The organism is Psychrobacillus sp. BL-248-WT-3, assembly GCF_012843435.1.
Classification (GTDB): Bacteria; Bacillota; Bacilli; order Bacillales_A; family Planococcaceae; genus Psychrobacillus.
This window is the reverse complement of record NZ_JABAFC010000015.1, coordinates 62,118-74,385: the sequence shown is the minus strand read 5'-3', so window position 1 is coordinate 74,385 and position 12,268 is coordinate 62,118. Positions and strand designations below refer to the sequence as shown.

At 38.7% G+C, this 12,268-nt stretch carries 16 protein-coding genes and 1 other annotated feature; all 16 genes read right to left on the bottom strand.

The window, feature by feature from the left end; translation table 11 throughout:
• Positions 1-229: 229 nt before the first annotated feature.
• Positions 230-1,108: a prephenate dehydratase gene (pheA, locus tag HF876_RS09910; protein WP_169359906.1), complete on the bottom strand. Its 879-nt coding sequence runs from the start codon at positions 1,106-1,108 to the stop codon at positions 230-232.
• A 13-nt stretch (positions 1,109-1,121) separates the two neighbouring features.
• Entirely contained in the window at positions 1,122-1,577 is a 456-nt protein-coding gene (locus tag HF876_RS09905; protein WP_169359905.1) for an ACT domain-containing protein, read from the bottom strand.
• 15 nt (positions 1,578-1,592) lie between these two features.
• A complete protein-coding gene (obgE, locus tag HF876_RS09900) occupies positions 1,593-2,882 on the bottom strand; it encodes a GTPase ObgE (RefSeq protein WP_169359904.1) in 1,290 nt (429 codons plus the stop codon).
• A gap of 5 nt (positions 2,883-2,887) precedes the next feature.
• Positions 2,888-3,421, bottom strand: coding sequence for a Spo0B domain-containing protein (locus tag HF876_RS09895; RefSeq protein ID WP_169359903.1), 534 nt, complete (start codon positions 3,419-3,421; stop codon positions 2,888-2,890).
• A 507-nt stretch (positions 3,422-3,928) separates the two neighbouring features.
• Positions 3,929-4,219: a 50S ribosomal protein L27 gene (rpmA, locus tag HF876_RS09890; protein ID WP_144535725.1), complete on the bottom strand. Its 291-nt coding sequence runs from the start codon at positions 4,217-4,219 to the stop codon at positions 3,929-3,931.
• A 12-nt stretch (positions 4,220-4,231) separates the two neighbouring features.
• Complete coding sequence (locus HF876_RS09885) at positions 4,232-4,567, bottom strand: ribosomal-processing cysteine protease Prp (RefSeq protein ID WP_169359902.1); 336 nt, start codon at positions 4,565-4,567, stop codon at positions 4,232-4,234.
• 1 nt (position 4,568) lies between these two features.
• Positions 4,569-4,877 carry a 50S ribosomal protein L21 gene (gene rplU, locus HF876_RS09880; RefSeq protein WP_142538629.1) on the bottom strand — a complete coding sequence of 103 codons (309 nt, stop codon included), beginning with the start codon at positions 4,875-4,877 and terminating at the stop codon, positions 4,569-4,571.
• Positions 4,878-4,891: 14 nt separating this feature from the next.
• Positions 4,892-4,971, bottom strand: a sequence feature (ribosomal protein L21 leader region).
• A 51-nt stretch (positions 4,972-5,022) separates the two neighbouring features.
• Complete coding sequence (locus HF876_RS09875; protein ID WP_169359901.1) at positions 5,023-5,619, bottom strand: site-2 protease family protein; 597 nt, start codon at positions 5,617-5,619, stop codon at positions 5,023-5,025.
• Complete coding sequence (locus HF876_RS09870) at positions 5,609-6,157, bottom strand: hypothetical protein (protein ID WP_169359900.1); 549 nt, start codon at positions 6,155-6,157, stop codon at positions 5,609-5,611. The genes HF876_RS09875 and HF876_RS09870 overlap by 11 nt, the downstream gene beginning before the upstream one ends.
• A gap of 719 nt (positions 6,158-6,876) precedes the next feature.
• Positions 6,877-7,677: a septum site-determining protein MinD gene (gene minD, locus HF876_RS09865; protein ID WP_169359899.1), complete on the bottom strand. Its 801-nt coding sequence runs from the start codon at positions 7,675-7,677 to the stop codon at positions 6,877-6,879.
• Position 7,678: 1 nt separating this feature from the next.
• On the bottom strand, positions 7,679-8,350 hold the full coding sequence (gene minC, locus HF876_RS09860) for a septum site-determining protein MinC (RefSeq protein WP_169359898.1): 672 nt from the start codon (positions 8,348-8,350) through the stop codon (positions 7,679-7,681).
• 37 nt (positions 8,351-8,387) lie between these two features.
• Positions 8,388-8,915 (bottom strand): rod shape-determining protein MreD, encoded by a 528-nt coding sequence (gene mreD, locus HF876_RS09855; RefSeq protein ID WP_169359897.1) that lies wholly within the window; start codon positions 8,913-8,915, stop codon positions 8,388-8,390.
• Positions 8,912-9,823: a rod shape-determining protein MreC gene (mreC, locus tag HF876_RS09850; RefSeq protein WP_169359896.1), complete on the bottom strand. Its 912-nt coding sequence runs from the start codon at positions 9,821-9,823 to the stop codon at positions 8,912-8,914. The genes mreD and mreC overlap by 4 nt, the downstream gene beginning before the upstream one ends.
• Before the next feature lie 13 nt (positions 9,824-9,836).
• Positions 9,837-10,856 (bottom strand): rod shape-determining protein, encoded by a 1,020-nt coding sequence (locus HF876_RS09845; RefSeq protein WP_169359895.1) that lies wholly within the window; start codon positions 10,854-10,856, stop codon positions 9,837-9,839.
• A gap of 90 nt (positions 10,857-10,946) precedes the next feature.
• Positions 10,947-11,645 carry a RadC family protein gene (radC, locus tag HF876_RS09840; protein ID WP_169359894.1) on the bottom strand — a complete coding sequence of 233 codons (699 nt, stop codon included), beginning with the start codon at positions 11,643-11,645 and terminating at the stop codon, positions 10,947-10,949.
• The gene (locus HF876_RS09835) at positions 11,642-12,244 is read right to left on the bottom strand and encodes a Maf family protein (RefSeq protein ID WP_169359893.1); all 603 of its coding nucleotides are present in this window, start codon (positions 12,242-12,244) and stop codon (positions 11,642-11,644) included. The genes radC and HF876_RS09835 overlap by 4 nt, the downstream gene beginning before the upstream one ends.
• Between the last annotated feature and the right edge of the window lie 24 nt (positions 12,245-12,268).

Below are 12,268 nucleotides of genomic sequence, written 5' to 3'. Positions count from 1 at the left end.
GCGAGGAGGCAGCTCCTCAGCCACCGCAGCTTTTATCCATTTGACCCCGAGGGGCAAGGCGATGGAGCTAGACATGAAGAAAAGCGCAAACGCCTATCTCTGCCCCGACAGGCAAATGGGGAAATGCGAGGAGGCAGCTCCTCAGCCACCGCAGCTTTTATCCATTTGACCCCGAGGGGCAAGGCGATGGAGCTAGACATTTCCTAAACAATAAAAAAGCGGAAGCATCTCAGTTAGTGGATGCTTCCGCTTTTGTTTCATATGTATAGTAGGAGCCGAGTGATTTTACTTCACACCCTAAAGCTATTAGCTCTTCCATCGCACCTTTCATCATAGGTGCTTTTTCATTTTCAAGCACATCGATAATAAAAAAGTACTGTCCTAGCCCCGTCTTCAACGGACGAGATTCAATTTTACTTAAGTTCAGCTGACGCCAAGCGAATACGGAAAGAACTTGATGTAAAGCACCAGATCGGTCATCTTTTGGCAATGTAATCATAACCGTCGTTTTAATTTGTCCATTATGACCTATTTCTTCAATACTTGTTTTCGTCTTTGAAAGGACAAAGAAACGAGTATGGTTAAAATGGAAATCATGAATATTTTGTTCCACGATTTTCAGCCCATATTCTTCAGCAGCTGAAGTATTAGCAATTGCAGCAATACATTGATCACTGTGCTCCGATACATATTTGGCTGCAGCTGCAGTTGAGGATGCTTGCTCAAGTGGCACCTTACCAAATCGGTAATACAAATATTTATGACACTGGGCCAAAGCATGAGGATGGGAATAAATATTAGAGATTTCTTCCCATCTTTTTTCATTATTTGGATGAACCATTAAATGCTGTGCTATCGGCGATAGAATTTCTGCAATCACATAGACGTTAGCTTCGTGAAACAAATAATCTATTGTTAAAGGAACTGTCCCTTCTAGCGCATTTTCTAATGGCACTACTGCTATTTCAACTTGACCGTTGCTTACCATCTCAATACACTCTGGAATCGTACGGATAGGTAACAATGGTGCCTCTGGAAATAATGCCTGTGTTGCTAAGTGGGTAAAAGATGCCTCAGGTCCAAGAAAAGCAACTTGGTGATTAATCATACACAAACACTCCTTAAAAAGCACCAGAACTAATTATTTCTGCTGATTCTACAAAGTCTAGTCGCTTCATTTCGTTTATAAACTCGTCTAATTCCTTTGCCATGGCTGTTACATCCAATGACAATGTCACGCTAGCTCGTCCCTGTATCGGGATTGTTTGGTGAATTGTTAAGACATTGCAAGCATAATCAGCCACTAGGGATAATAATCGTGCAAGCGTTCCTTCTCGGTCCTCTAACTGTAAAAAAACAGTTAAGATTCTTTCTTGTACAATAGAATGGAACGGAAAAACCGCATCACGATATTTGTAAAAAGCACTACGCGATAAATCGACTTCTTTCACAGCATCCCAAATCGAGGAAACTTTCCTCGATTGAAGGAGATGCTTAGCTTCTAAAGTTTTTTGCATTGCTTCTGTCAACACATCTTCTCTCACTAGAAAAAATCGTTGGCTTGTAACATCCTTCATGCGGTTTCCATCTCCCTATTCGATAAATTCAAACTCGAATTGTAACAGTCGTACAGTATCTCCATCTTTTGCACCACGTGTACGAAGAGCATCATCGATACCCATTCCACGTAATTGTCTAGAGAATCTGCGGATAGAATCTTCTCGACTGAAGTCTGTCATTTTAAATAATCTTTCTACAGTACCACCAGAAAGTACAAATGCACCATCGTCATCTCTAGAAATAACAAAGTCATCCTTAGAAGCTTCATGCTTGTACATGACAGATGTTTCTGTTTCTTCTTCCTGCATATGCTCTAATGGATACTCAGGAGCATCTTCTAAGATATCAGCTATAGCAAAGAGTAATTCCTGTAAACCTTGACGAGACACTGCAGAAATAGGGAATATTTTTGCATCTGCTCCCACTTTTTCTTTAAATGCTTTTAGGTTTTCCTCTGCTTCAGGCATATCCATTTTGTTTGCTACTATAATCTGAGGACGTTCAGTCAATCGTAAATTATATTGTCTTAATTCCTCATTAATCGTTACATAATCCTCGTAAGGCTCGCGACCTTCCATGCCAGACATATCAATAACATGTACAATTACACGAGTACGTTCAATATGACGCAGGAATTGATGTCCAAGGCCTACACCTTGATGAGCACCTTCGATAAGTCCAGGTAAATCAGCCATTACAAAGCTGCGGTGATCTTCCGTTTCTACTAGCCCTAAGTTAGGTACAATGGTTGTAAAATGATACGATGCTATTTTAGGCTTAGCCGCTGATACTACAGAGAGTAATGTAGATTTACCAACACTTGGGAAGCCTACTAGTCCTACATCAGCTAACACTTTTAATTCTAAAACAACATTTAACTCGTTTCCTGGTTCTCCTTTTTCGGATAACTCAGGTGCTGGATTCGCTGGTGTTGCAAAACGTGAATTTCCACGTCCGCCTCGTCCACCTTTAGCAATAACAGCTCTTTGTCCATGCTCCACTAGGTCAGCGATAACTTGTCCAGTTTCCTCATTCATCACTACAGTTCCTTCTGGTACTTTAACAATTAAATCATCCGCGTTTGCACCGTGCATATTCTTACTACCACCGTGTACTCCTCGGTTAGCTTTAAACTGTCGCTTATATCGGAAATCCATCAAAGTACGTAATCCTTCATCTACTTCAAAGACTACGTTACCTCCATTTCCTCCATCGCCCCCAGCGGGACCTCCCATAGGAACATACTTCTCACGACGGAAACCAACCATACCATCTCCGCCATCTCCACCTTTTACATACACCTTTACGTGATCGACAAACATTTATTTCACTCCAATCTTTCCTTTGCAACTAACTTAAATTGCAGGTATCCTACTGTGTTGTTCAGTCTTTCCATAGTAAATAATTCATGATTCGAATATTCTATCCAAGAGAATGGAGACCAATCTCCATTTACTTCAATTATAACTTCAAGTAATTCATTTGAATGGATATGAACCTTTAGAATCTGTTCTTGATAGCCTTGCAGCTTAGGATAAATTGTTTGCACAAAGCAATCGAGAATATTTTCTAATTCATAATCGAACATTTCTAATCCACGTTTGGACACAGATGTTTGAATTTCTAAAGTCATCTGACCATACGTTATAGGAAACGTTTGCAGCCATTCATTCGTCTTTAACAATCCTAAATTGTTTAAATCGAAGAATTGGGCGCACTTCTTTGAATACCTATGAATTAATTGTTTAGCCTCTTCGGGTCTACCGATATCCAAATTCATTTGAATTAAATGCATCTGATTTAAAAAATCATGCATGGAATGACGAAGTACTTCGTTAATTGATATATTTTTAGGATTCATATTAGTATACACGCTCCAACGTTTACTATCCTTCTAGTATAACAGGTATAGAATTATTTTGTGCAGGAGTATGATTACTTTTTTGTTATTTAAGAAGGTTATGTTAAAGTAGGTTGATTTATAATGCAAATAAATCTTTAAATCAGAAAGTAGAATTGATTTCCGCACCAGCCGGACGCTTTCCGCGGGGTGAGCGATAAGCCATCACCCATCGCTAGCGCGCGTGGTTGTGATGTCTGATCTGTCTCACTCATCCCGCTGGAGTCGCCGTCTGTCGCTCCAATCATTAAATTCATCGGTAAAGCGCTATTATAAAATTACTCGGATAAACAAAGCACAAAACTTTCTACATCCACATCATAATCTACTTATGTTCTTAAAAGTCAACTTTTGTAATGTTTGCAGTCACTATAAAAAAGATTTTAGTCCAAATCAACCAATAACTTTAACAAAGCTTTTTAGAAAATAAAAAAGGACTGCATAAATGCAGTCCTCTTATTTTGTAAATTAAGCTTCTTGAGCTACAGGATATACACTTACTTTTTTCTTGTCGCGGCCGAAACGCTCAAAGCGCACTACACCGTCAACTTTCGCGAAAAGTGTGTCATCTCCACCACGGCCAACGTTTTCACCTGGGTGAATTTTTGTACCGCGTTGACGGAATAAAATTGATCCGCCTGATACGAATTGTCCATCAGCACGTTTAGCGCCTAGACGTTTCGATTGAGAGTCACGACCATTTTTAGTCGAACCTACTCCTTTTTTCGATGCGAAAAACTGAAGATCTAATCTTAACATATGTTCCACCTCCTACTTTTTGAAGGTTATTTTTATATACTTAGCGTAATCTTGCTCAATCGTTTGTAAAGATACAATCATTGCCTCCAATATTAACTGCATGCTTGCAGCTTTTTCAGAGCTTTCAATGCTAGGTACTTCAACATATAAATACCCTCCGTCACCATTTTGCTTAATAATAGGAGTAATTTTTGTAAGTGAGATAATGGCATTCACTGCACCAAATGATACAGCAGAAGCTCCTGCACAAACTAAATCCTTCCCATGTTCAGCAAAATCAGCATGTCCTTTCATTTCAAAGGAATGAATAAGACCTGATTGATCTCGTGTAACAGTCACTTTAATCATATTATAAGCTAATAGATTCTACTACTAATTTAGTATATGGTTGACGGTGACCTTGTTTTTTACGATAGTTCTTTTTAGCTTTGTATTTGAAAACGATGATTTTTTTAGCTTTGCCGTTTTTTACAACTTTCGCTGTAACTTTAGCACCTTCCACGAATGGAGCACCAACTTTAACATCATTCCCACCTACGAATAAAACTTTATCAAAAGTTACAACTTCATCAGCGTTTACATCTAATTTTTCAATATAGATTTCTTGCCCTTGTTCAACTTTGATTTGTTTACCACCAGTTTCAATAATTGCGTACATTTACCTGCACCTCCTCTTAGACTAAGACTCGCCTTACAAAAGGTGATTCGATTACTCGAATGCTTGAACCTTTTCAGAGCGGTTGTAGCAACGGGTGCTGCTACAAACAATAACATTAAAATGTTAACACATATAAAAAATCGAGTCAAGCGTTTTTCGTCATTCGATCAAATGCTAGCTTGTACTTTCTAAATCTCCAAGAAGAATAATTTTGTATAGCAATAAACAAAAAGATTAGCGATACAAATAAACCTTTAGGAAAGTAGTACAGACTGGTATAAAAGATTAGCATACTGATCCATAGAGAAAAACTGACTAACTCGATATAAAAGTTCGGAAATATTGAATAGATAACGCGTCCGCCATCAAGTGGATAAATAGGAAGTAAATTTAATCCTAGAATTACTAGCTGCGTATAGGTAAGTAGCTCCACCTGTGGAAAATGCAAAATTAGACTTAATAAAAGAAGTAACAAAGTAACAAAGGGTCCTCCAAAAATAACAACAAGTTGCTCTCTCTTTTCCCATTTAGAAAATTGTTCGATTTTAATTTCTCCTCCATACGGGAGAATCGTACATGAATATATTTTCCCACCAACTAGCTTTGCAGCTCCTAAATGACCTAATTCATGTAAGATGAGAGAGCCGAAAACGATAGCATAAACTGCAATCTCTCCAGATAAATAGAAAAAAAGAAGAAAGGGGATCATAATCGGATGTATACGGAAAAGCCTATTCTTCATAGTTTAAAGCTAGCCAGTCAACGATTTCCGTCGTATCTAATACTTCCCCATCCTTCTCTACTTGCACATACAGTATATCTCGCTTTACTGATGCAAATATTTCTCCAGCGCTTACAGAAGTATAGGGTAGCTGGAAGAAATCCTCCACAAATCCATAAGTAACTGTTTCTCCATTGTCGTACAAAATAGATATAGTCTTGCCAGTTTTCTTTTTGTAGCCAGTAAATATAATCAGACCATTTTCAGAAGCTCCAATTTCCTGTGAAGCAGAGAGCGACAGAACTGCCCCCTCACTATATGGTTGAATAGTGCTATACTCCAGTACTGGATTTTCTAAAAGCGGTCCACTCACTGTGACTACTTCCTCGTTTGGGGTAATCCAATCTCTTACTTTTTGATACATTTCTGTAGGCTTTTGAGGAGCTAAAAGTTTGGAAGCATAGTTAGTAGACAGTGCATCATTTTCTTCTAATTTGTCCATCGCGATAAAAGTAAATACTAATAGAAATGCAAGAACCCATTTTCTTTTCGATAGCATAACATTCCCCCTAAAAAAATATATGACTATCTGTCCCATTTCATGATAGAAAAATGGAATTGCTTATTAATTTAACCGTTTTTGTTTAAGAGATAAAAGTTATTTATGAAACTAATAGCGAGTAGACTCTGATTTACGTTCCAGACGGGCGCTTTCCGCCGCATGGCCTCAGCCTCCTCGTCGCTGTGCTCCTGCGGGGTCTTCACCTCATGCTTTTCCGGCTTGAGTCGCCGTCTTCCACTTCACTCAAGAACTAGGGAGGTTTTTGATAAGGCAAGCTTGCTTCTATTTATGAATTTATCTATTTTATATACTTTTAAAAGCATTAATAGCGAGTAGGCTTTGATTTGCGTTCCAGACGGGCGCTTTCCGCCGGCATGGCCTCAGCCTCCTCGTCGCTGTGCTCCTGCGGGGTCTTCAGCTCATGCTATTCCGGCTGGAGTCGCCGCCTTCCACTTCAATCAATAAGAAAGGCTCGAAAAGTAAAATCAGTAAAGTCGACTTGGTAAGTTTAAATTCAGTAAAAACACATAGAGTAGTGATTCGCCTTTAAGCAAAAGGATGAGTTAATTAAAGGCTAGCAGGATAATAAAGAGATAAAAAACAATGATACATGAGTCTTAAGCGAAAATTGAAGTTGTTAGAAATACACAAACAAAGAAGGCACTTTCTGTTCAAAATAGAACAGAAAGTGCCTTCTTCTAATGTCTCTTATTTTCTTATTTAGCAAAAATAGATTTTAATTTAGATATAACGCCTTTTTTAGGGGTATCCATTGACATAAGTGGTACGGATTCTCCTAGAATGCGTCTTGCAATGTTTCGATAACCAAGTGCAGCACGGTTAGATGGGTCCATTACTACAGGCTCACCCTTATTGGAAGATGTAATAACATTCTCATCATCCGCTATGATCCCTAATAAATCGATGGATAAATGTGTTGTGATTTCATTAATATCTAAAGCGTCTCCACTTTGCATAAGATGCTGGCGGATTCGATTGATAATTAACTTTGGAGGATCGATAGCTTCCTCTTGCTCTAACAAGCCGATTATACGGTCTGCATCACGCACAGCTGAAATTTCAGGTGTCGTGACAACAATAGCTTTATCAGCACCTGCAATTGCATTCTTATATCCTTGTTCAATACCAGCAGGGCAATCTATTAATACATAGTCATAATCTCGTTTAAGCTCTGTAACCAGTTCTCTCATCTGTTCAGGATTGACTGCATTTTTATCCGTTGTTTGTGCTGCTGGCAAAAGGTAAAGTTTATCCTCAAAACGTTTATCCTTTACTAATGCTTGGTGAATCTTACAGCGACCTTCCACAACATCTACTAAATCATAAATAATTCTATTTTCTAGTCCTAGAACAACGTCTAAGTTTCTAAGACCTATGTCTGTATCCATTAAACAAACTTTCTTACCTTGCAAAGCCAATGCAGTACCAAGGTTAGCAGTGGTCGTCGTTTTACCGACTCCTCCCTTACCTGAAGTTATTACGATTGCTTCTCCCACATTAGCTTCCTCCTTTAAATGTCGATAAATTTGGTCTTATTAATCTAAGCTCCTGTAAACGGTCAATTGCGATAGAGCCATTAGTATGTAAATAAGCACATTCCATTTCGGGTTGCTCCGATAAGACACTTAACTCATCCGTCATCGTTTCTATAACATTATCAATTATTAGATGGGTTGCCTCTAGCCAGGAAGCTGCGATGACTGCATTTTTATTGCCATTTGAACCAGCATGTGCGATGCCCTTTAACCTTCCAAGAACAAACACATTTCCTCCAGCTACTACTCGTCCATTCGGATTGACATCTCCAATGACCACGAGGTCGCCCACTGCTTTGATGACTTGTCCAGACCTTACAATCCCAACATATGTCTCTGACTGATTTTCTAATAATCTTCTATTACAATCTTCAACGGTCATTACTTCACTCTGTATTTTAGAAACACGGAGATGTGCCGTCTGTTGTACACAATTTATAATTTCTTTTGCCTGTTCGTCATTACAATATCGATATCCAAGTTGTAAGAGTACTTCTGCCTGGCCTTCAAAACCTTCATCAGAAACCTTTTTCGTTAATTCTTCTAAAAGTTCTGTGTATGAACACTGATCGTCTAAACGTAATACAAGGCCCTCTTTCGTTCCTTTAATCGATATTAACTGCTTTTTCGTCAATCAAGTCACCTCAGATCTACTGTGAAACCAAAAAATATTATTTTTGAAGAAGTAATGCTTTTTGATTAAAACGGTATAGAAGAATATATTTAAATAACCATCCGAACATCAATATAAAGATGAGGTTCGCCAACATTGTTGGTAAAAGATTATGTTCATAAAAACTACTAAATGTCATGATTTTAATACCAATTGCTGTATAGAAAAAGAATAGCAATGTCTCTACTACTGCCACTAAAACTAGCGACAAGATAGTAGCTACCAGCAAGTGTTGGTGTATAAATTTTACTATAAAACTTGCTACCAAGCACATTAATGGGTAAATAAAAGAATATAATCCAATAATATCAATGAAAAAGACATCGTACAAGAGCCCAAACAACAATCCATATAACATTGCCCTTTTTTTATCATAATAAATAGAAACAAAAATCAAATATATAATTAAAAACCTTGGTACTAGTGTATAAAGTTCATTATTTAGCTCGATTGGCGAGAAAAGACCAAAAATCGGTTCCATATAAAATAATAGAACCGAAATGAGCACTACTAGATATCGCATCATGAGCCATCCCCTGCCTCTTTCTCGGCAGCCAAGTCAGCCTCCGTATTAGCACCATCAGAACCATCTACTCCGTTCATAGAACGATTTGCGATGATTACATGGTCCAATATAGAGAAGCTTGCCTCTGGTTTAATGTAAGCGAGTTTAGTCAAACCATAATCATCAGTGGTAACCTCAGTTACCTCACCAACTAAAATTCCTTTTGGGAATATTCCACCCAAGCCTGAGGTAGTAACTTTCTGTCCTTTTTTCACCTCAAACTCCGAATCAATTCTCTTCAGAACTAATTCTTTTCGTTCTTCGTCAAAGCCTTCTATTAATCCGAACACTTCTCCCTCTTCGCTTGCAATGACAGCTGATACACGATAATTCGGGTTTTGTGTAGATAAAAGCTCAACCGTAGAGGTATATGGAGTAGTTAATATAACCTTACCAATTAGACCTTTGGCAGTCATTACGGCCATATTAGCTTCTACTCCATGAATCTCTCCCCGATTAATGATTATTTTCTCTTCCCATTGATCGGGATTACGAGCAATAACCGTTGCTTGGATAGGGTTGAAATCACGAAGGTCTTCTTTTTTATCAACTATTTCTTGTAATTCTTTTTTTTCGAGCTTTAAATCATTTACTTCTGCTTGTAAGGAGGCATAATCTTCTAATCTTGCTTTCAATCTTTTGTTCTCATCATATGTATTAAGTAAAGAATCTATATTGTTAAAAACACCCGTTACATACTGAGTCGGTTTGGAAAACAACGTTTGTCCAAAACCGACTACATCTTTTACTAATTGTTCTGGCAATGATGCATGATTTCGATCGCGCAATGTAAAGCTGATAAGTGCCACAAGAAAAATCATCCCTACAAGTAGCAAGATTAATCGCTTATTTGAAAAAAACTGTGGCATATCTCACTTCCCCTTAACCTTTTGTTTGTTGACGTTTCAATAATCCCATATGATCTAACGCTTTACCAGTTCCGATTGCAACACAATCTAATGGGTTTTCAGCGATAAATACTGGCATATTCGTTTGATCACTAATCACTTTGTCCAGGTTACGAAGTAAAGCTCCACCACCTGTAAGCATAATGCCGCGCTCCATTACATCTGCTGAAAGCTCTGGAGGAGTCTGTTCTAATGTTTTCTTCACTCCATCAATGATAGACGCAATAGATTCGCGCAATGCATTTGCGATCTCTTTTGATGATATTTCAATTGTTTTTGGTAACCCCGTCACAAGGTCACGACCACGAATATCCATAGACTCTTCTGCTTCCATAACACGTGCAGATCCAATTTCCATCTTGATTGCCTCTGCAGTACGTTCACCAATTGTTAGATTGTACGTCTTACGAACATAGCTTGTAATCGCTTGGTCCATTGCATCCCCGCCAACACGAACGGATTCACTCGTTACTACTCCACCAAGAGAAATAACAGCAACTTCTGTAGTTCCTCCACCTATATCAACGACCATACTTCCTGTAGGTTCCCAAACTGGAAGATTAGCTCCGATTGCAGCTGCAAATGGCTCTTCGATAGTCAATGCTTCACGAGCTCCTGCTTGCTTTGCAGCATCAATTACAGCACGTTGTTCTACTGAAGTAATACCAAAAGGTACGCAAATCATGACATTGGGCTTGCTCCAAGACATTCCTGATGACTTCATCGCATTTTTCAAATAGTATTCTATCATGGCTGAGGTAGTATCAAAATCAGCGATAACCCCATCCTTCATTGGGCGAATCGCCACAATAGAACCGGGAGTACGACCAATCATATTTTTTGCATCGTTACCTACTGCAACAATGTCACCGTTTTGTACGTTTTTTGCTACTACGGAAGGCTCTCTTAAAACGATGCCCTTCCCTTTGATGAAAACAAGCGTATTCGCTGTTCCTAAGTCTATTCCTACATCTCTTGATCCAAATCCAAACACTATTTTTTACTCCCTTTCTAATCTAAACAAGTTTCACTTATTTTAAGTAATAACACTTATTATAACGGAAAGAAAGAAAAATGCACAGTGTCACATATACCCCTTTTCTTTTAAACTTATAAATTGATGGTCTCCTATGATTACATGGTCAAGAAGCTCAATACCCATAAGCTTTCCCGCCTCCATTAGTCTCTTCGTTACATCAATGTCTTCACTTGAAGGAGAAGGGTTTCCTGAAGGATGGTTGTGAGCACAAATAATGGATGCAGCGGAACGTTTTACCGCTTCTCTAAATATTTCCCTAGGGTGAACAATGGAAGCGTTTAAAGACCCGATAAATATCGTTTGCTTGTGTAGTATTTGATTTTTTACATTTAGGAATAAAGTTACGAAGTGTTCTTGCGTGAGGGAGGTCATATCTGGCATTAAATAAGTGGCTGCATCATTTGGGGACCTTATCGTAAACTTCTCATTCGTTTTTTGCTGGGATAATCTTTTTCCTAGCTCGACCGCTGCTAGAATCTGGACAGCCTTTGCTTGGCCAATTCCTTTAACCGTCATCATTTCTTCCAGCGTAGCATTTTTTAACTCTTGAATCTGTTCAAAAAAACCCAATACTCGATTGGCAAGATGAAGAACAGACTCTTGCTTCGTTCCAGTACGAAGCAAGATTGCAAGTAGTTCTTGGTTTGATAAGCTTGAGGCGCCTTGTCTAATCAGTCTCTCTCTTGGTCTGTCCGCTATATGTACATCTCGGATCATGAGAGCGGGAGGAATTTTAACATTCATTCCGAAGTCTCCTTTTCTAATTGGATGACTTTCAATGTTAAAAGCGTCTGGAACAAACGGCCTAGCGGTAATCCGACTACATTGTTGTAATCGCCATTAATTTTCTCAACGAACATTCCACCCATTGTTTGTATGCCGTAAGCACCCGCCTTATCGAGTGAATCTCCGCTCGCAACATAAGCATCTATCTGTTCTTCTGTCAGTTCGTAAAATTGCACGGCAGTAGTTTCGGTAAAGCCAATAGAAATACCTGCTCCTTGGATGGATACTCCTGTGATTACTCGGTGCTCTTGACCAGAGAGTGCTTGAAGAAACTCTTTTGCCTGATTAGAATCAACAGGCTTAGTTAATAGTTTTTCGCCTAAATATACAGTAGTATCCGCCGCTATAACGATGGCATCTTCATTTCCTTGTACTACTTCATCTGATTTTTTGGTCGCTATCGCAAGTGTAAATTCCTCTGGAGATAGCTCCTGTTCGACATCCTCGGATACACCAGAGGCTTGTATTTCAAATGGGATCCCTAATCTACCAAAAAGCTCCTTTCTTCTTGGTGACTCGCTTGCTAGAATTATTCTGTTATTTGTTGTTATTTTCATTGAAATTCCCCCTTTTCCTAAGCA